We start from the raw sequence: 20,672 nt of genomic DNA on the forward strand, positions 1-20,672 counted from the left end.
CTTCCGCTTTGGGCGCATGACGTTCCTCCTGGACGGAATCACCTGGGAAACGCCTGGGTACGCCATGCCCCGCCGCCTGCCGCCCTACCGAGGGTTTGCCTAAAAATTCCAGGGCTTAGGGGTCATGGTAGCCTCCCCAGCCTCCTCCGATGGCCACCGATAGCGAGTCCCCCAAGCCCGTCGCGCCTGCTTCAGGCGCCGCCCCCGAGCTTCGCCTGTTGGATCGGCGTGCGTTCGTGGGCTTTCCGGCATTGGAGGTCCAGCCCGGGCTGCGCATCGCCGACTTCGCGCTCCAGATTCCGGACGTCAGCTTCCCGTTCAACGTCAGCGCGGGCGCCACGCGCTACCAGCGCAAGAAGCTGCTCTTCGGCTTCCTGGAGCTGACGGTCGACGCGGACCTCGTCACGCGCAAGGTGGCGGAGCTGGCCGGGCGGCTCGTGGGCATCGAGGAGCTGCGGCTGCACTTCCGCCCCGGCTACCTGGAGGGCCAGGGCCGGCTGCCGGCGCCGGAGCGCACGCCGTTCACGTTCAAGATCGCCTTCGACGCGGACGGGGACCGGCTGGCCGTCTACGTCTACGACGTGCGGCTGTATGGCTTTTCCGCCACGCCGTCGGTGCAGCTGCCGGGCTTGTTGTCGGAGGCCGTGGGCGCGCTGGGTCTGCTGCCGGACGTGGAGGTGCGCGGCGCCACCGGCTTCTCCACCCGCGTGCTGCCCGCGCTGTGCGAGCTGGCCTCGCTGAGCCGGGGCTACAAGGTGCCCACGCTGGACACCGCGCGCCTGTCCGCGGCGGAGGTCTCCAGCACCGGTCTGCGCCTGCGCTTCGCCGCCGGAGGGCTGCCGCCGCCCGCCGCGCCGGACGAGGAGTTGATGCTGGCGCTGGAGGGTGCTCGGGCCTTCGCGGACGCGGAGGGCCTGGTCGCGCAGGGGCGGCTCGCGGAGGCTCGGCAGGCGTACCTCCAGGCCGGGGACGCGCAGGACGCGCACCCGTTCGCGGCGGAGCGGTTGCTCGCGCTGCTCGTCGCGGATCCGCAGGCGCATGACCTGGCCCTGGACGTGGCGGCCACGCTGTCTCGCCGACGCGACCGCAGCCCCGCTGCGCTGTGGGGCGAGGCCGTGGTGCGCGAGCGCCGGGGCGAGGGTGCCCGCGCGGCGGAGCGCTACCTGGCGCTGTGCGCGCTGGCTCGACGGACCTCGGAAGAGGCCGCTGCGTTCTTCGCCGCCGAGGCCGCCGCGCGCTCCTCGCGCGACACCGCGCCGCAGGTGGCGGTGAAGGCACTGCATGAGTTGCTGGGCCTCAAGCCGGACCACCTGCCGTCGTTGAAGGCGCTGGCTCGCGCGTCGGATCAGGCGCGCGACCGGGCTGGCGCGGTGCGGGCGTACCGGCGGCTCGCGGCCCTGGCTCGCGATCCGTTGGAGGCCGCGGACGCGCACGTGCATCTGGCGCGGCTGTGCGCTCAGACGGAGGACGACATCGCGGGGGCCCGGCTGCACTGCGAGGCCGCGCTGCGTCTGTCGCCGGACCAGCCGGACGCGCTGCTGCTGTTGGGCGAGCTTTGCCACCGTGGCGGTGAGCACCTGCGCGCGCTGAAGGCGCTGGACCGGCTGCGCGAAGTGTCCATGGCGCGCCATGAGCTGGACCGCGTGGGACAGGCGGACCTGCTCGCGGGCCGGGTGTGGGAAGAGGGCCTGAAGCAGCCGGAGAACGCGCTGCTGCGCTACCGCGAGGCCGTGTCGCTGCTGCCCGGTGAGCCGGAGCCGCTGTTCGCCTCCGCGCGCGTGGCCGAAGGACTGGGCCGGTTGCAGGAGGCCCTGAGCGGCTACCAGCAGGCGCTGGAGCTGGCGGGGCCGGCGCCTCGTTCGGAGAGCGTCCGTCACGCAGCGCACGAGAGTCACCACGCGCTGGCTCGGCTGTCGCGCACGAAGCTGGGCGACCCTGCGCGGGCGCGTGAGCACCTGGAAGCGGCGCTCGCGTTGGATCCGCGCGACGCGGTGGCCCTGGATGAGCTGATTCCGTACTTCCGCGTCACCGGCCGCTCGCAGGAGCTGGCCGAGGCGCTGGAGAAGGCCGCCGCGCTGAAGGAAGAACCGAAGGCCCGCGCCGCGCTGTGGGCCGAAGCGGGCGAGCTGTACCGGGGCAAGCTCCAGCTGGCGGACAAGGCCGACAGGCTGCTCACGCTCGCGCTGGAGGCGGACGGCGACCACCGGCCCGCGCTGGAGTCGCTGCTCGCGCTGGCCGAGGCCCGCCGAGACGGCGCGCAGCTCACCCGCTGCCTCGCGGCGCTGGCGCGGCTGACGACGGAGCCGAAGGAGCGGGCGCAGAAGTACCGACGCCTCGCGGTGGCCGCGCGCGACCTGGCGTTCGATCTGGATCTCGCCGTGCACGCGTTGCAGGAGGTGCTGCGCGCGGAGCCGGACGACCTGCCGGCGCTGGGCGAGCTGTGCGCGTTGCAGCGCAAGCGCTCCGACCTGGCGGGGCTCGCCACCGCACTGGAGGACCGCGCGCGGGTGGCGGAAGCGCAGGGCGACAAGCGGCTGGCGGCGGCGGCGCTGCGCGAACTGGCTGGCGTGCTGGAGGCGCGGCTGGGTCGCGTGGGCGACGCGCTGGTGGCGCTGGAGAAGGCAGCGCGGCTGGCTCCGGACGCGGCGGTGCTGCTGGACCTGGCGGACCTGAGCCTGCGCTGCGAGCGGCCCGAGCACGCCCGGCGCGCGCTGGAGTCGCTGCTGGCCACGCTGCCGCGCACCGCGGCGCCGGAGAAGCTGGCGGACGTGCGCGCCCGGCTGGGCCGCGCGTGCGAGCTGCTGGGTGACCGAGAAGGCGCCATCGCCGCGTACGCGCAGGCGTTCCCGCTGCGGCGGCTGGACGACGTGCTCGCCACTCGGCTGGAGGCCCTCTACACGGAGGCCGGTGAGACGCAGGCGCTGGCCGAGCTGTGGGCCACGCGCGCGCAGGCGCTGTCCGGCGCGGACCGTGCGGAGGAGGCGGCGCCGCTGTTCCTCCAGAGCGCTCGCGCCCTGCTGGAGCGCGGAGAGAAGGCCGCCGCGCTGATGCGCCTGGCCTCCGCGCTGGAGGCGAGCCCCGAGGGACCGCTCGCCGCGGAGGTGCTGGAGGCCCTGGCCGAGCTGGAGCTGGAGCGCGGCGAGAAGCTGGAGGCGGCGCGGCTGTACGCGCGGCGGGCCACGCTGGTGCCGGATGCCCGGGCGGGTTCGAAGCTGCTCTTCCGCGCGTCGCTGCTGGCCGCCGGCACGAGCCGCGAAGAGGCCTTCCTCGCCGAGGCGCTGGAGCGCGACGCGACGTTCGCGCCCGCGCGCATCCGCCGGGGCGAGCTGCGGCTGGCCACGGATGCCCGCGCCTCGCTGGAGGACTTCGAGGCGGTGCTGGCGCTGCCTCCCGCGGACGTGGATGCCCCGCGCGAAGCGGAGCGCGTGGCCCTCACGCGCAAGGCCGCCACCGCCGCCGTGCGCGCGAACCGCACGGACGCGGCGAGGCGCCTGCTCGCGGAGTTCTGCGCGCGCACGCCGGAGGACCTGGACGCGCGGCTGGAGCTGGCCGCGCTGCACCGCAAGGCCGGCGCCCGCGAGGCCCTGGCGGACCTGCTGGTGGAGCTGTGGCCGCGCCTCTCCGGAGACGCCCGACGTCAGGCCCGCCGCGAGCTGGCCGAGCTGTGCCTCGCCCTGGGCCGCGCGAGCGCCTCGGCGGATTCGCTGCGCAGCCTGCTGGCGGAGGAGCCGCAGGACGCGTGGGCGGCGCAGGCGCTGCTGGAGCTGCTGCCTCCGCCCGGCACGGGCACGCTGGAAGAAGAGTCCGAGCGGCTGGAGCTGCTGGGCACGCTGGTGTCCGCGGCGTCGGGTGAAGCCCGCGCCGAACTGCTCGCGCGCCGGGCCATGCTGCACCGGAGCGCCGGCCGCACGGGTCCCGCGCGCGATGACTGCGCCCAGGCCGCGAAGCTGTCGCGCCGGCCCGCGCCGCTGCTGCTGATGCTGGCGGAGCTGGCGCGCGAAGCGTCGGACGCGCCCGCCGAGCTGGATGCGTGGCGCCGCGCCGTGGCCGCCGATGCCACCCTGGGCGCCCGTGCCCGGGAGCGGCTGCTGGCCCTGGCCACGGTGCTGCTGGAGAAGGACGAGCGCGCCTCCGCTGGAGACGCGCTCCGTGCCGCCATCTCGCTGGAGCCGCCCGCTGACGCGCGGTGCGATGCCTTCTTCCAGCTCGCCGAGCTGGCACGCCGCGACGGCAATCCCTCGGACGAAGCCGCCGCGCTGGCCGAGGCCGCGCGCCAGGGGCCCATCGCCCGCCGCGTGGAAGCGCTCCTGATGCGCGCCGCGCTGCTCGAAGGCCAGGGAGACCGCGAGGCCTCCGCGCGCGACCTGGAAGCCGCGCTCGGCCTGGCGCCGCGCCACGAGGAGGCCACGCTCGCGTTGCAGCGCGTGCTGCGCGACCTGGAGGACTGGGCCCGGCTCGCGGAGTTGCTCGCCGCCGAGGCGCCCCATGCTCCGCCCGCCGCCGCCGCGTCCCTGTACTCGGAGCTCGCGAGCCTCTACCTCGACCGGTTGGGGCAGGGCGCGCCCGCCGAGGCCGCGCTGCGCCAGGCGCTGCGGCTGACCCCGGCGGACGCGGCGGTGCGCCGCCGGCTGGTGTCGCTGGTGGCCGGTCGCGGAGAACTGCTGGAGGCCGCGGGCCTGCTGGAGGCCGCGGCGGAGGACGCCGACGCCGCCGAGGCCGCGGCGCTGCTGCGCGAAGGCGTCACCTACGCGAGGCAGGCCCAGGAGTTGGATCGGGCGCTGGCCCTGGCGCGTCGCGCGCATGCGCGGGTGCCCGCGAAGGGCGAGGACCTGGCCACGCTGGCGGACCTGCTCTACCTGCGCGGCGCGGTGCGCGAAGCCCTGCCGTTGCAGGAGGCCCTGGTCCAGGCGGCGGACTTCCGCGCGGCCCCGGAGGCGGCGGAGGCCACGAGCCTGCGCCTGGGCGACCTGGCCGAGCAGTCCGGCGATGTGAAGCGCGCGGTGACCGCGTACCGGTACCTGCTCACGGAGCGTCCGCTGTGCGAGCGCGCCGTGGAGCGGCTCTCCGCGCTGCTGGAGCGCGACGACCCGCGCGGTGCCTTCGATGTGCGCGTCGCCCACGCGCGCGTGCTGGCGCCGTCCGAGGACACCGTCGCGCGGCTGGTGTCGCTGGCGGAGCGGGCGCGCGAGGCGCTGGCGGACGCGGGCATCGCCGCATCGCTGCTGTCCCACGCGGCGCGGATGGCGAAGGAGCCGCTGCCGCTGCGCCGCCGGCTCGTCGCCCTCTACCGCGAGACGGGCCGCACGTCGGAGCTCCTCGCGGAGCTCCAGCCGGTGGCCGCGCTCAGCCTCCAGGCGGGGGACGTGGACGCCGCGCTCGCGGCCTACGACGAGGAGGCCCGGCTCGCGGAGTCGATGGGCCGCGCGGACGAAGCGCTGCGCTCGCTCGCCAACGCCCGTGACCTGCTCGCCGCGGGTGAACGCAACGCCGAAGCCGCCGCCTGCGAGCGCCGCCGCGCGGAGTTGCTGCGCGACGTGAAGCTGGACCTGAACGCGGCGGAGGCCTCGCTGGAGCGTGCCTTCGGTCTGGCCGCGGAGCTGGACACCGCGCGCATGGGCGCGGCCCTGGCCGAGCGCCGCGACGACGCGGCCGCCGAGGCGCGCTGGTGGGAGCGCGGGCTGCCCCGGATGACGGGCACGCGCGAGGGCGCGGCGGTGCTGCTGCGCCTGGCCCGCCTGAACCTGGGCGAGCTCTCGGACACGCCGAAGGCGGAGGGCTTCCTGCGCCAGGCCCTGCGCCAGGACCGCTGGCTCACGGAAGCCGAAGGTCTGCTCGCGGAGCTGCTGGAGCGCGACGGCCGGCTCGCGGAGCTGGCCGCCTGGTACGAGGAGTGCGCGGAGTCGGAGCTCGACGCCGACCGTCACGCGGCGCTGCTGTACCAGGCCGCGGTCCTCTACCGCGACCGCGCGAACAAGCCGGAGGCCGCCGCCGCCGCGCTCATCGCCGCGCGCGCCGCGAAGCCGGACGACCTGAACCTGACCGCGCAGGCCGCGGAGCTGCTGCACCAGGTGCGCCGCCCCGCGGACGCCGCCGAGTTCGACGCCATCCTCCTGGAGGCGGATCCGTTCCGCGAGCCCGTCTTCACGCGCCACCGCGCCTTCCTGGAAGAGAGCGGCGAGCGTCAGGCCCTGGCCGAGCTGATGCTCCGCCGCGCCGAGCGCCAGACGCCCGCCGAGGCCGCCGCGAGCTACCTCGCCGCCGCGAGCGCCTTCCGCGAAGAAGGTGCCCGCGAGCGCGCCATCCTCTGCGAGGACCGCGCCTTCGAGCTGGATCCCGCCAACGCGGAGGCCTTCCAGCACGTGCGCGAGCGCGCCGCCGGAGACGTGCGCCGGCTGGCGGACCTGCTGGGCCAGCGCGCGGAGGCCGTGACCCCCGAGGACGCGCTGCCCCTGTTGCGTGAGCGGGCCCAGCGCCTGCTGGACGCGGGCGAAGCGCTCAAGGCCGCGGAGGCCTTCGACGATTACCTGGGCCGCGCGGGCGGTGACGTGGACGCCCTCTGCGCGCGCGCCGAGCTGGCCGCCCAGGGTGGAGGCCCCGCCGCCGCGCAGCCGTATGACCGCCGGGTGCTGGCGCTGGGCGGAGACTCGCTGCCGGTGCCGGTGCGCGTGCGCACGTGGCTGCGCCTGGGCCATGCGTCGCTCGCGTCGGGCGCGTTCCACGACGCGGCGGATGCCTTCGAAGCGGTGGTGTCTCTAGAGCCGGAGGGCGCGCGCGGCGGTGAGGCGCTGTCGCTGCTCGCGGAGGTGCACTCGCGCACGGGCAACGGCCCCGGGCTGTACCGGGCGTCGCTGCAACTGGCGCGCAGGGCCCAGGACGCGGCGACGGAAGAGGTGCTGCTGCGCCGCGCGGCCGACCTCTTCGACGACCCGCGCGAGGCCATCGACGCGCTGGTGCCCCTGGCCCGGCTGCGTCCGGCGGACGCGGGCGTCATCGACCGTGCGGTGGAGGGCCTGCGTGCCCTGGGCCGCCACGGCGACCTGCTGGGCATCTACGAAGCGGGTGCGGAGGCCGCGGGAGGCTCGCGCGCCGCGGAGCTGTTGCTCGCCGCCGCGTCCGTGGCGAACGAGTCGCTGTCGGACGCGGACACGGCCTGGGCCCTCACGCGCCGCGCGGCGGAGGCGGATCCGGAGAACCCGGCCGCCCTGCGCGCGCTGGTGGACGGCCTGCGTGCGCGCAAGGAGTCCACGGAGCTGCTCGCCGCGCTGGAGCGGCTGATTCCGCTCACGGACGACGCGGACGAGTCCGCGGTGCTCCGGCTGGAGTTCGCGGGGCTGGCGAAGGACGCGACCCGCGAGGAGGCCGCTCGCGACGCGCTGGAGGTCGTGGTGGCTCGGGGCGCTTCCGGTGCCGGCTACGCCGACGCGCTGGAGGCCCTGGAGCCGCTGCTCGGTGACGCGCACGCGCGCCGCGCCGAGGTGCGCGTGGCCCGCGCGGAGCTCTCGTCGGGCGAGCAGCGCGTGTCGCTGCTGGTGGCCGCCGCTCGTGCCTTCGAGAAGGCGGGGCTGCTGGAAGACGCGTTGAAGGCCGCGAAGGCCGCCGTCGCCACGGAGCCGGACCTGCGCGCCGCGCTGCTCGTCGCGCACCTGCACCGCGCCTCCGGAGACGCACCCCGGGCGGCCCGCGCGCTGTTGCAGGCGGCCCGGCTCGCCGCCCCGGAGGAGCGTCCCCCGCTGCTGCTGGAGGCCGCCGGCCTCTGGGAGAAGGCGGGCGAGATGGGCGAGGCGCTGGAGGTCGTCGAGCGCATCGCCACCGACGCGCCGGACATGCTGTCCGCGACGGAGCTGGCCGAGCGCTTCGCACGCCTGGGCGCCTTCGCGCGCGCCCTGGACGTGGGCTTCGCGCCCGCCATGGCCGCGGGCGAGTACACCGACGCGCTGGCCATGGCCGCGCAGGCGGGCGACGTGCCCCGCACGCGCGTGGCCCTCTGGGCCCTGGTCGCGACGCCGGACGCGGACCCCGCTCACGCCTCCGCGCTGGCGGACGGACTGCGCGAGGACGCGGAGTGGGAAGGCCTGCTGGAGCTGGCGGCCCTGTCCTACGAACGTGACGCCGCCTTCGCCGTGGCGCTGCGGGACGAAGTACTGCGCGCCCGTCCGGCCCCGGTGTTCGCGCGCCTGCGCGCCCTGGAGGAACTGGGCGGAGAGCCCGGACTCGGCGCGCGCCTGATGCTCCTGCTGCCGGAGCTGGGCCTGGAGCCGGAAGCCCTGGCCGAAGCGGTGCTCGCCCGCGTGCGCGCGCTGCCGGAGTCCGCGAGGCTGGAGTCCCTGGCCTTCGCCGCGGACGGCTGGCCCGCGCGCCGCGAGGAGCTGCTGCGCGAGCGCTACACCCTGGAGCGCGAGCTGGGCCGCCTGGAGTCCGCGGAGCGCACGCTGGCGCTCATCGCCCAGGACACGAAGGACGCGAAGTCGCGCGCGCTGCTGCACCTGGAGCGCGGTGAGCTGCTGCAAGGCCCGCTGGCCCAGCCCGCCGAGGCGCGCGAGGCCTTCGAGGCCGCCCTCACCGACGACGCGGACAGCCTCGCCGCCGTGCAGTCGCTGCTCGCGCTGGTGGACGAGGCGCGCGAGTCCACGGTGTTCCTCACGCTGGCGGACACCCTCGCGAAGCTCGCGGGCTCCGACGCGTGGACGCCGTACCGCGAGCGCCTGGCGGACGCCTACGAAGCGCAGCAGCGCTGGGCCGAAGCGGCCTCGCAGCTGGAGCAGCTCCCGGACACGGACGAGCGGCTGGCCCGCCGCGTGAAGTTCGCGGAAGCGCGCGGCCTGGTGGGCGAAGCGCTGCGGCTGCGCGAGCGCCTCACGCAGGACCCCGCGGAGCTGGAGGTCATCCTCCGTGGCTACCTGGACGCGCAGCTCGTGGGCCCGGCGGTGCGCCTGGCGGAGCGGCTCGCGGACGCGAATCAGCTCACGCCCGCGCTGACGCGCTGGGTGACCGAGCGCTTCTCTCCGTCCCCGGACGGCGCGGTGCTCGCGGTGCGCTTCTGGCCCGCGCTCCTGCGTGAGAAGTGGCCGGACGTGGACGGCTGGACGTTGTACGCGGAAGCGCTGCACGCCCTGGGACGTCCGGAGGCGGAGCGCACGGACGGCATCGGCGCCGCGCTCGTGGGCAGCGACGCCCCCGCGCCGCGCGCGCCCGTGTCCCGGCTGGAGCGTCCCGCGCAGGACTTCCAGCACCCGGAGCCGGACGGCCTGGTGCCGGTGACGGAGTCGAGCCTCGCGCGGCTGCACGTCGCGCTGAAGCCGGTGCTCGAGTCGCTGGGCGCGGAAGCCGTCCGCGTGTCCGTGGACCCTCGCGGCGGCGTGGAGGCGTACCTCACGTCGCCGGACGCGCTGGTGCTGGGCGCGGGTGCGCTGGGTTGCTTCGGCGCGGTGGAGCTGGGCTGGCTGTGCGCGCTGGCGCTGGCGCTGGGCTCGGAGGGCGTGGAGCTCACCCGTCCCGGCGCGGTGCTGACGTGGGAGGACGCGGCGGTGGCGGCCTGGCGCGCGATGCCCGCGACGCTGGCGGCGGGGCGCGTGCTGGCGCGGCTGGACTCGGACGTGCGCGGCGGTGACCCGGCCAGCGTGGATGTGGGTGCGGTGCTGTCCCGCAGCGAAGCCTTCCGCCAATTGGCCCTGGCGTCGCTGGACGCCTAACCTGGAGCGCCTCATGCACCTGAAGCGACTGGCAGTGGCGCTCTTCCCCGCGGCGGCCCTGGCCGTGGCGGTGGGCTGTTTCTCCGACCCCGTCTACCCGGGAAACCAGGTGATGGGGACGTTCCGCTTCCAGGCGAAGCTGGACGCGGCGCGCACCACGTGTGACGCGGGCGCGCGAGACTTCGCGCAGCTGGACGACGCGGGCAGCTTCTACTTCGAGGGCACCTTCTCCCGCGACACGGACGCGGGCACGGGCTTCTTCACCGTGCAGGGGTTCTCGCGCGACGCGGGCTACACCGGCCAGAGCGTGTCCTCCACCCACCGCGCCGTCGCGCGCCGCGACTCGTGCGGCACCGGCTGCGAGGACTCCGAAATCGAGGAGGCCATGAACGTCATGCTCCTGAGCGACAGCCAGGCGCGCAACGTGGCCCGCGACTGCAAGCGCCTGGACGGCGGCGTGCCGGAGGGCGACCTCCCCGCGCCCACGGAGAACGGCTACGACGTGTCGCTCGCGTGCGGCTCGCTCACGGACATCTTCCTGCCGGGCAAGGGAGCGAGCTGCAAATGCAACCCGGTCACCTGCACCACCGTGTACACGGTGAGCGGCGACCGCATCGACTGAAACACCCGGGGCCTGTCCCCGTCGTGTAACGTGCGCCGCCCCGAAGTGGAGGATGGAATGGCGAAGCGTGCGGTGGTGCTCCTGTCCGGAGGCCTGGACTCAACGACGTGCCTGGCGATGGCGAAGGCGGACGGCTTCGAGCCGGTGTGCCTGTCCATCGCCTACGGACAGCGCCACTCGGTGGAGCTGGAGCGGGCGAAGAAGGTCGCGGCCATCATGGGCGTGCGCGACGTACGCGTGGTGACGGTGGACCTGCGGCAGGTGGGCGGCTCCGCCCTCACGGACGACATCCCGGTGCCCAAGGACCGCTCGGAGGACGACATGTCCCACGACGTGCCCGTCACCTATGTGCCCGCTCGCAACGCGCTGTTCCTCTCCATGGCGCTGGGCCTGGCGGAGGTGGTGGGCGCCACGGACCTCTACATCGGCGTCAACGCGGTGGACTACAGCGGCTATCCGGACTGCCGCCCGGAGTTCATCCGCTCCTTCGAGACCATGGCCCAGCTGGCCACCAAGGCGGGCGTGGAGGGCGCGACCTTCAAGGTGCACGCGCCGCTCTCCGGCCTCACCAAGGCGCAGATCATCCAGGCCGGCGTGAAGCTGGGCGTGGACTACGGGATGACGCACTCCTGCTACGACCCGGACGCCCAGGGGCGCGCGTGTGGCCGCTGCGACAGCTGCCTCCTGCGCGCCAAGGGCTTCCAGGAAGCGGGAGTGCCGGACCCCACCGTGTACACGGACGGGGTGCGCTGATGCGCGCCGCGGCGGGCCTCACGCTGTCCCTGGCGCTGCTCGGAAGCTCCCCTGTTCTCGCAGAGGATGCGAAGGCCGCGAAGCCGAAGCCCGCCGCGCCGAAGGTGGAGCTGGTGGACGCGACCACCGTCATCCCGGACCTGGTGCTGGACCTGCGCTACGCGACGAAGGACAACTTCCTCAAGCGGCAGGTGTATCCGGATGGCGCGCGGTGTCTGTTGTTGCCGGACTCGGTGAAGCGCCTGACGCAGGCCGCGGACGCGCTGCGCCCCCTGGGCTACCGGCTGAAGGTGTTCGACTGCTACCGGCCGCGCGCGGTGCAGTACGAGATGTGGAAGATTTTGCCGAAGCCCGGCTACGTGGCGGACCCGCGCAAGGGCTCCAACCACAACCGGGGTGGGGCGGTGGACCTGACCCTGGTGACGAAGGACGGGGCGGAGGTGGAGATGCCCACCCCCTTCGACGACTTCACCCCCGCGGCGCACCACGGCTACACCGGTGGCACCCCCGCCTCACGCGAACACCGCGAGGTGCTGCGCAAGGCCATGGAGGGCGCCGGCTTCCAGCGCAACCGGATGGAGTGGTGGCATTACGACCTGCCCGGCGCTACGAAATTGCCGGTGCTGGACGTGCCTTTCACCCCCGCGGGGTGACGCCTGGCCGCCTGCTGGCCTTGTAGTTTCGCGCGTTTGCATCATGGACTGCGCGTATGTGGGCGCGCGCGGGGAGTGCCTGCTATTCCTGGCGTCCCATGAGTCAAACGCTCGCGGTCGGCCTGGAAAACACGCTCATCTCTCCGAACTCGGGAGCCGCCGCGCTGGCGCCCACGCTGGCGCCCGGTGGGTCCACGACCCAACGGCGCAACACGGTGCTGCCGCGCGTGGAGTGGAAGGGCCAGCAGCCCAGCGTGGTGCCACTGCAGCGCGAGCGCTTTGAAGAAGTGCGCCCGCTGGGGCAGGGCGGCATGGGCGAGGTGGTGCTCATCCGCGACCACGACATCGAGCGGGAGGTCGCGCTCAAGCGGCTGCCTCCGGGCGCGGACCTGGACCGCGTGCTGCGCTTCGTGGAGGAGATCCGCACGGTGGGCATGCTGGACCACCCGAACATCGCGCCCGTGCACGACGTGGGCGTGGATGAGCAGGGCCGGTACTACTTCCTGATGAAGCACCTGAAGGGCGAGACGCTGGAGTCCATCATCGCCCGGCTGCGCCACTCGGAGCTGGACGCGCTGGTGCGCTATCCGTTCCAGGTGCGGGTGCAGATCTTCCTGGGCGTGCTGCACGCGGTGTCGTACGCGCACGGCAAGGGCTTCATCCACCGCGACATCAAGCCCGCGAACATCATGGTGGGCCCCTTCGGCGAGGTGACGGTGCTGGACTGGGGCCTCGCGCGCCGCGTGGGTGCGGCCTCCGACAGGGCCCTGCCGGCTGGCACGCCGACGGACCTGCACTCGGCCCGGCCGCTGCACACGGAGCTGGGCTCCGTGGTGGGCACGCCGCTCTACATGTCCCCGGAGCAGGCGCGCGGCGAGCACGACACGATGGACGCGCGCAGCGACGTCTACAGCCTGTCGGTCCTCTTCCACGAGCTCTTGTCGCTGTCGCACTACCTGGACGGCATCCAGTCGGTGCCGGACATCATGACGGCGGTGCAGAAGCGCACGCTGGACATGGGGTCCATGCACAAGAACAGCGCGCAGGGCCCGGTGCCCGCGGAGCTGATGTGGTTCGTGAAGAAGGGGATGAGCAAGGACCCCAAGGAGCGCTTCGAGTCCGTGGACGACATGGTGGTGCAGCTGCAGGCCGCGCTGGAGGGCCGCATCCACGTGCACTGCCAGCGCACGATGCTGAAGAAGACCCTGCACAAGGGCCTGCGCGCCGCGGACCGCAACCCCATGGCCCTGACGGCGGCGGGTCTGGTGGGCGCGGGCCTGGTCATCGCGTCGGCGGTGAACCTGGGCATGTCGCTCTTCGGAGCGATGCTGCACTGAGTTTCAAGGCAGGCTCGTAACTTCCGGGCGCGTCCGGGGTTGAATGCATCACCATGCGCGCCCTCCCTGTCTGGCCCCTGGTGGCCGTGTGCCTGCGCGGTCGTAGATCATGGCACCCCAGGCGCCTGAGCCCTTCGACGAAGCGCGTGCGGTGCGCGTGCTGCGAAGGCTGGCATACGGCCCTTCGGCAAGGGGCTTCGCCAAGGTGAAGCGGCTGGTCGTGGACGGGGGACGCCCAGCTTCAGTCCGCGTCCGGTGCCGCGCTGCCGTCCTGCTTGGAGACGAAGCTCTAGGCGTTCCCCACGCCGGGCATGTTGACGGAGCAACTCGTGGAGAACTCCCCCGGTCGCCGCCGGAGGAGAAGCGCGAGTGTGGCCCGGCGCGCGTCGCCTTCGAGCGCTCCTCTGCGCTCGTGCCGCGCAACGTCTCCGAGGAGAGGGGCGCGGCGAGGTGACTAGCCACGTCCTACGCGCGCGACGCCATCCGGAATGCTGACATCCTGCTCCGCGATGCGCGTGAGTGCCGCGCTCAGCCGCCACTCCAGTTCCGCGTTCCGGAGACGAGGACGGTACGCGGCGACTCCGTGAGAAGTTGGGTACGAGAGGCTGCGCACCGTGCGTGCTGGGCACTTGCCGACCAGATTCAGCCAAGCTGGAAGGCGTGAACTGCATCACCATGCGCGTTGTCCCCGGAAATCACCTGCCCTACCATCCTGCGCCCTGACACCAGCGTGAGGATCCGTGTTGCTCCGGGCAAGCCTTTCCTAGGCCGCCCACTCATGGCGGCTCCTTCGAGGACCCTTCTTCCATGCCCATCAAGAAGTCCGAGCTCTACTCTTCTCTTTGGAAGTCCTGCGACGAGCTGCGGGGAGGAATGGACGCGTCGCAGTACAAGGACTACGTCCTCGTGCTGCTGTTCGTAAAGTACGTCTCTGACAAGGCCGCCAGCCAGAAGGACTACGACCTCATCGTTCCCAAGGGGGGCAGCTTCGCCGACTTGGTCGCGCTCAAGGGCAGCAAGGACATCGGAGAGGAGATGAACAAGATCATCTCCAAGCTTGCTGGCGCCAACGACTTGAAGGGCGTCATCAACGTCGCGGACTGGAACGATGCGGACAAGCTCGGCAAGGGGCGGGAGATGGTCGACCGCCTCTCCAATCTCATCGCCATCTTCGACAACCCCGCCCTCGACTTCCGCGGGAACCGTGCAGAGGGTGACGACCTTCTCGGCGATGCCTACGAATACCTGATGCGCCACTTCGCCACCGAGAGTGGCAAGAGCAAAGGTCAGTTCTACACACCTGCGGAAGTCTCGCGCATCATGGCCAAGGTCATCGGGCTCGGCGAAGCAAAGCACCGCGGTCAATCCATCCACGACCCTACTTGTGGCTCCGGGTCGTTGCTCCTCAAGGCTCACAATGAGGCCAAGAGCGCCAGGGGGGTCGACCTAGCCCTGTACGGCCAGGAGATGGACAATGCCACCACAGCGCTGGCGCGGATGAACCTGATCCTCCACGACTGCCCGACAGGGGATATCCGGCAGGACAACGCGCTTTCGTCACCCCAATTCAAGGATGAGAAGACCGGGACGCTCAAGACCTTCGATTTTGTCGTCGCTAATCCGCCGTTCTCGACCAAGGCCTGGAGCAACGGCTTCGATCCGGGCAACGACCTCTACGGCCGCTTCGCATTCGGGGTGCCCCCGAAGAAAAACGGTGACTACGCCTTCCTGCTGCACGTCCTCGCGTGCCTCAAGAGCACGGGAAAGGGCGCCGTGATTCTGCCCCATGGCGTGCTGTTCCGTGGCAACGCCGAGTCAGACATCCGCCGTGAGTTCGTCAAGCGCGGCTACATCCAGGGCATCATCGGCCTGCCGCCGAACCTATTCTATGGAACGGGTATCCCTGCATGCATCCTCGTGCTCGACAAGGAACATGCCGCCACGCGCAAGGGCATCTTCATGGTGGATGCCTCCAGGGGCTTCATCAAGGACGGCAACAAGAACCGGTTGCGAGCGCAGGACATCCACAAGATCGTCGACGCCTTCACCCGCCAAGTCGAGATTCCCCGCTTCTCGCGCATGGTCCCGCTGGCGGAGATCAGCGAACCGAAGAATGGCTTCAACCTCAACCTCTCTCGCTACATGGATAGCAGCGAGCCCGAGGATATCCAGGACATCGACGCTCACCTGCGGGGCGGTATCCCGAACCGCGACCTTGATGCCCTTGCGCGTTACTGGCAGGTCTTCCCAAGCATTCGCGCCGCCCTATTCAAGAATGCCGACCGCTCTGGCTACAGCCGGCTCAAGGTGGCTGCCACGGACATCAAAACCACCATCTTCGAGCACGCAGAGTTCACGGCGTGGAGCACCCATGTGACCAAGCTCTTCGCGAAGTGGCAGGCAAGAAGCGCCGCTTGTCTCCGTAGAATCGCGAAGAGCGACAAGCCCAAGGTGCTCATCGAAGAACTCGCTGAGGACCTCTTGGCTACTTTCGAGAAGGCGGCGCTGCTGGATGCTTATGACGTCTACCAGCACCTGATGGACTACTGGGCCGAGGCGATGCAGGACGACGTGTACCAGCTCGTAAGCGAAGGCTGGCGCGAGGCTGCGAGGCCCCAGTTGATGGGCGATGGCAAGAGCAAGGAAAAGCCTGACTTCATCATTGGCAGGCAAAAGTTCAAGGCCGACTTGCTCCCGCCCTCGTTTCTGATCGCACGCTACTTCGCCGCTGAACAAGCCTTCATCGACGAACTGGAGTCCGAGGTTGCGTCAATCGCCCAGGCTTTGGACGAGATGGCAGAGGAGAACAGCGGCGAGGATGGGCTTTTCGAAGAAGTAAAGAACGATAAGGGCAAGATCACCAAGGCGGCGGTCGTGGCGCGACTCAAGGAACTCAAGCCCGACCGGGAGGAGAATGAAGAGCGCAAGCTGCTCGCCGAGTATCTCGCCCTCGCCGAGAGGGAGACGACCGTGAGTGCAAAGGTAAAGGCCGCCCAAGAGGCGCTTACCAATAAGGTTGTTATCAGGTACGGCAAGCTGACCGAGGACGAGATCAAGACGCTGGTTGTTGATGACAAGTGGCTAGCAGCGCTCAAAGCAGCTGTGCAAGGCGAGCTTGAGCGCGTGTCTCACACCCTCACTGCCCGTATCCGCGAGTTGGCTGAGCGCTACGCAACAAGCCTCCCACAGTTCACCAGCGAGGTGGAAGTCCTTGCAGACCGGGTCAAGGTGCATCTCAAGAAGCTGGGGGTAGTATGAAGCTGAACGCGGCACTCAAGTCATACGGAAAGCGTTCGCCGGGCGACTGGTCTGACTCAATGCTCGGTCATCATCTGCGAACTCCGATTCGCAACGGCTACAGCCCAGTTTGCCCCACTGCATCCACAGGAGTTTGGATGCTGTCACTCTCTGCTGTAACGGAGGATGGATTTAATGTGGCAGGCGTAAAGCCTGCGCCTTTGAATGACGACAGGGTTCTTGATAATCTTCTGGTTCCAGGCGACATCGTAGTGAGCCGATCAAATACTCCCGAACGTGTCGGGCTGGCTGGTCTTTACCGAGGAGAACCCGAGCCTTGTGCCTACCCAGACTTGATGATGAGGGTCCGCCCCTCCTCTTCTCTTAATTCCGAGTACCTACTCCTCCATCTTCTTTCGCACCGGGGGCGTAAGTATTTCTCCGAGTCCGCCCGTGGCTCAAGTAGCTCAATGGTCAAGATTGATCGGGCGATCTTGGAATCTTTTCCAGTTCCGGTGCCACCACTGTCAGAGCAAAGAGCCATTGCTGCCGCGATCTCTGATGTCGACGCGCTACTCGGCTCGCTCGACCGACTCATCACCAAGAAGCGCGACCTCAAGCAAGCAGCGATGCAGCAGTTGCTCACCGGCCGAACGCGGCTTCCCGAATTCAGTGGGCGGTGGGAAACCATGAAGCTTGGAAGTCTTGGGTCTTTCTCGAAAGGGAAAGGAATCCGGAAGGACGAGGTCCTCACTGAGGGAATGCCATGTGTTCGGTATGGGGAAATATATACTCAGCACAATGACGTGATTCGGTCCTTTTATTCCTTTGTTTCGCGCGAAGTCGCGAAAAGAAGCCGTCGCCTCAGGACAGGTGATTTGATATTCGCTGCGTCAGGAGAAACGGCCGAAGAAATCGGAAAGTGCGTGGCCTTTCTCGGTCACGAAGAGGCCTATGTCGGGGGAGATACCGTTCTCTTGAGCCCTTCCGGGCATGACCCTCAATTCCTTGGATACCTATTGAATCAGCCTTCTGTAGTCGTGCAGAAAGCTCGTATGGGTCAAGGCGATGCGGTCGTGCATATCAGTGCTCGCAATCTGGCGTCGCTGACTGTTTCGATTCCTCGTCAGGACGAGCAGAAAGCCATAGCTGCCGTCCTCTCCGACATAGATGCAGAGATCGATGTGCTCAATCAGCGTCGCGAAAAGACCCGGCTACTTAAGCAGGGAATGATGCAGGAACTCCTGACTGGACGGACGCGCTTGGTATGAGTGCCATCGGGCAAGCTGAGAAGAAGACCCAGCGCCGCATCGTCAACCTCTTTTGCGATGAGCTTGGCTACGAATACCTCGGCGACCTGAGTGAGGGCAACAACCGCAACATCATCGAGGGGCAACTCGAGCACTTTCTCTCTGCGTACCAGGGGTATGGAGAGCGCGAAGACGGCGACGTTTTCATGCGTCGTGCCATCGCCGAATTCATCAGAATCGCGAGTGACACGAGCCTCTCCCTCTACGACCGCAACCGGGCCGTCTACGAACTGCTGCGCTATGGCGTCAAGGTGAAGGCGGACGCCGGTGCGCTCACCGAGACGGTCTGGCTCATCGACTGGAAGTATCCCGAGCGCAATCGCTTCGCCATCGCCGAGGAGGTCACGGTCAAGCCCGCAGACCCAAAGGCGCAGGGCAAGCGGCCGGATATTGTGCTCTACGTGAACGGCATCGCGCTCGGCGTGCTGGAGCTGAAGCGTTCCACCGTCTCAGTGGCCGAGGGCATCCGCCAGAACCTCGACAATCAGAAGAAGGAATTCATCCAGCCCTTCTTCTCAACCCTGCAGTACGTCATGGCAGGCAGCGATACTGCGGGCCTTCGCTACGGCACCATCCAGACTCAGGAAAAGTATTACCTTACCTGGAGGGAAGACGGCCCGGGAGACAACCCGCTCGACAAGGCTCTGCGCCAGCTCTGCTCCAAGGCACGTTTCCTCGAACTCGTTCACGACTTTATCGTGTTCGATGCGGGTACCAAGAAACTCTGCCGGCACAACCAGTACTTCGGCGTGAAGGCCGCCCACGCCCATGTGCAACGACGTGAGGGCGGCATCATCTGGCACACGCAGGGCTCGGGGAAGAGCCTCACCATGGTGTGGCTGGCCAAGTGGATTCGCGAGAACGTGAAGGACTCGCGTGTCCTCATCATCACCGACCGCACTGAACTCGACGAGCAGATAGAGAAGGTCTTCAAAGGCGTCGCCGAAAACATTTACCGGACGAAGTCGGGAGCGGACCTCCTCGACCAAGTGAACACCACCAGCCCGTGGCTGCTCTGCTCGCTCATCCACAAGTTCGGCGCCAAGGAGGATGGCGAGGAGGTCGGTGACATCCAGGGTTTCGTGGACGAGATTAAGAGCGCGCTACCCAAAGGCTTCAAGCCCAAGGGTGACCTCTTCGTCTTCGTGGACGAGTGTCACCGCACACAGTCGGGTGACCTGCACGACGCTATGAAGACTATCTTGCCAGGCGCGGTCTTCATTGGATTCACCGGAACACCGCTGCTCAAGGCCGACAAGAAGAAAAGTATCGAAATCTTCGGGCGCTACATCCACACTTACAAGTTCGACGAGGCGGTGAAAGACGGGGTGGTCCTCGATCTTCGCTACGAAGCACGCGACATCGACCAGAGCCTCACCTCGCCGAAGAAAGTAGACCAGTGGTTTGAGTCCAAGACCCGGGGTTTGACGACACTGGCCAAGGCCCAGCTCAAGTCGCGCTGGGGCACGTTACAGAAGGTCCTGTCAAGCCAGTCACGGCTGCAGAAGATCGTCGCGGACATCTTGTTTGACATGGAGACGCGGGACCGCCTCAAGAGCGGCCGTGGCAATGCCATGCTGGTCGCGGGGAGCATCTTCGAGGCGTGCAAGTTCCACGAGCTATTCTCGAAGACGCCGCTCGCGGGCAAGTGCGCCATCGTCACCTCGTACACGCCAAGGACCGCGGACATCAAAGGGGAGGAGAGTGGCGAAGGCGCCACTGATGCCCTCGAGAAGTACGCCATTTACCGCCAGATGCTCGCGGAGTGGTTCAACGAGCCTCCAGAAGCAGCCGTGAAGAACGTCGAGGCGTTCGAGAAGGCGGTGAAGAAGAAGTTCATCGACGAGCCCGGGCAACTGAAGCTGCTCATCGTCGTGGACAAACTGCTCACCGGCTTCGACGCGCCTCCCGCGACGTTCCTCTACATTGACAAGCAGATGCGCGACCACGGCCTCTTCCAGGCCATCTGCCGCGTGAACAGGCTCGATGGCGATGACAAGGAGTTCGGGTACATCGTCGACTACAAGGACCTGTTCAAGCGCCTTGAGGGTGCGGTTGAGGACTACACGTCGGGGGCGTTCGACGGGTACGACAAGGAGGATGTGGCCGGGTTGCTCGAAGACCGCCTCGGCAAGGCGAGGGAACGACTCGATGAGGCGCTGGAGTCCGTACGCGCGCTCTGCGAGCCCGTCGAAGCGCCTCGTGACGATGAGGCCTTCTACCGCTACTTCTCCTCGAAGGAGCACGGCAACGCCGCTCAGTTGAAGGCGAACGAGCCGCAACGCCTCGCGCTGTACAAGCTCACATCGGCGCTCATCAGGGCCTACGCGAACGTCGCGAGCGAGATGCCGGAGGCCGGCTATTCCCAGCAGGAGGCTGCGGCAATAAAGAACGAGGTGACATTCTATGAGAACCTGCGCAATCAGGTGAAGCTGCACAGCGGGGATGCCATCGACCTCAAGCAGTACGAGCCTGCGATGCGTCACCTCATCGATACCTACATCCGTGCCGAGGAGAGCGAGACAGTCTCTGCGTTCGATGACCTGTCGCTAGTGCAGTTGATTGTCGAGAGAGGCGTTGACGCGGTGAATGCACTGCCCGAGCCTCTCCGCAAGAAGGAGAAGGCCGCCGCCGAGACGATTGAGAACAACGTCCGCAAGCTCATCATCGACGAGTCGCCCATCAACCCTAAGTACTACGAGAAGATGTCTGAGTTGCTTGACGCGCTGATTGCGCAGCGCAAGAAGGATGCCCTTGGGTACCAGGATTATTTGGAGAAGATTGTCGAGCTCACCCGCCAAGCGAAGAGTGGTCCGAAGGTAGGCAGCTATCCGAAGTCGCTGGACTCCGCCGCCAGGCGGGCGCTCTACGACAACCTCGGGAACGACGAGGAGCTGGCTCTGAAGGTCGATGTTGCGGTCCGGGAGAACATGCAGGATGGGTGGCGCGGTAACGTCATCAAGGCGCGCAGGATCCGCAGGGCTATCAGCACCGTCCTCCAGGCGGAGGACGCTCGTGTGGAGCGGATCCTGGAGTTGGTGAAGAACCAGAATGACTACTACTGAGGCTCA

At 69.1% G+C, this 20,672-nt stretch carries 8 protein-coding genes; all 8 read left to right on the forward strand.

What is annotated here, in order from left to right; genetic code table 11:
* Positions 1–149 precede the first annotated feature (149 nt).
* The 8 genes from D7Y11_RS10585 (at position 150) to D7Y11_RS10620 (ending at position 20,666) form a co-directional block, all read left to right on the forward strand.
* Positions 150–9,689, forward strand: coding sequence for a flagellar hook-length control protein FliK (locus tag D7Y11_RS10585; protein WP_126933604.1), 9,540 nt, complete (start codon positions 150–152; stop codon positions 9,687–9,689).
* 13 nt (positions 9,690–9,702) lie between these two features.
* A complete protein-coding gene (locus D7Y11_RS10590; protein WP_120593600.1) occupies positions 9,703–10,311 on the forward strand; it encodes a hypothetical protein in 609 nt (202 codons plus the stop codon).
* 57 nt (positions 10,312–10,368) lie between these two features.
* Complete coding sequence (gene queC / locus D7Y11_RS10595; RefSeq protein WP_120574538.1) at positions 10,369–11,064, forward strand: 7-cyano-7-deazaguanine synthase QueC; 696 nt, start codon at positions 10,369–10,371, stop codon at positions 11,062–11,064.
* Entirely contained in the window at positions 11,064–11,717 is a 654-nt protein-coding gene (ddpX, locus tag D7Y11_RS10600) for a D-alanyl-D-alanine dipeptidase (protein ID WP_120574539.1), read from the forward strand. The genes queC and ddpX overlap by 1 nt, the downstream gene beginning before the upstream one ends.
* Before the next feature lie 98 nt (positions 11,718–11,815).
* The gene (locus tag D7Y11_RS10605) at positions 11,816–13,054 is read left to right on the forward strand and encodes a serine/threonine-protein kinase (RefSeq protein WP_126933605.1); all 1,239 of its coding nucleotides are present in this window, start codon (positions 11,816–11,818) and stop codon (positions 13,052–13,054) included.
* An 807-nt stretch (positions 13,055–13,861) separates the two neighbouring features.
* Positions 13,862–16,312: a class I SAM-dependent DNA methyltransferase gene (locus D7Y11_RS10610; RefSeq protein WP_126933606.1), complete on the forward strand. Its 2,451-nt coding sequence runs from the start codon at positions 13,862–13,864 to the stop codon at positions 16,310–16,312.
* A complete protein-coding gene (locus D7Y11_RS10615) occupies positions 16,309–17,562 on the forward strand; it encodes a restriction endonuclease subunit S (protein ID WP_126933607.1) in 1,254 nt (417 codons plus the stop codon). The genes D7Y11_RS10610 and D7Y11_RS10615 overlap by 4 nt, the downstream gene beginning before the upstream one ends.
* Positions 17,559–20,666: a type I restriction endonuclease subunit R gene (locus D7Y11_RS10620; RefSeq protein ID WP_126933608.1), complete on the forward strand. Its 3,108-nt coding sequence runs from the start codon at positions 17,559–17,561 to the stop codon at positions 20,664–20,666. The genes D7Y11_RS10615 and D7Y11_RS10620 overlap by 4 nt, the downstream gene beginning before the upstream one ends.
* Positions 20,667–20,672 lie beyond the last annotated feature (6 nt).

This window comes from Corallococcus sp. AB018 (assembly GCF_003986945.1).
GTDB classification, from domain to species: Bacteria; Myxococcota; Myxococcia; order Myxococcales; family Myxococcaceae; genus Corallococcus; species Corallococcus exiguus.

Excerpts from the sequence above, each read along its gene's own strand:
- D7Y11_RS10585 (WP_126933604.1), top strand. The coding sequence starts at position 150 with ATGGCCACCGATAGCGAGTCCCCCAAGCCCGTCGCGCCTGCTTCAGGC.
- D7Y11_RS10590 (WP_120593600.1), top strand. The coding sequence starts at position 9,703 with ATGCACCTGAAGCGACTGGCAGTGGCGCTCTTCCCCGCGGCGGCCCTG.
- queC (WP_120574538.1), top strand. The coding sequence starts at position 10,369 with ATGGCGAAGCGTGCGGTGGTGCTCCTGTCCGGAGGCCTGGACTCAACG.
- ddpX (WP_120574539.1), top strand. The coding sequence starts at position 11,064 with ATGCGCGCCGCGGCGGGCCTCACGCTGTCCCTGGCGCTGCTCGGAAGC.
- D7Y11_RS10605 (WP_126933605.1), top strand. The coding sequence starts at position 11,816 with ATGAGTCAAACGCTCGCGGTCGGCCTGGAAAACACGCTCATCTCTCCG.
- D7Y11_RS10610 (WP_126933606.1), top strand. The coding sequence starts at position 13,862 with ATGCCCATCAAGAAGTCCGAGCTCTACTCTTCTCTTTGGAAGTCCTGC.
- D7Y11_RS10615 (WP_126933607.1), top strand. The coding sequence starts at position 16,309 with ATGAAGCTGAACGCGGCACTCAAGTCATACGGAAAGCGTTCGCCGGGC.
- D7Y11_RS10620 (WP_126933608.1), top strand. The coding sequence starts at position 17,559 with ATGAGTGCCATCGGGCAAGCTGAGAAGAAGACCCAGCGCCGCATCGTC.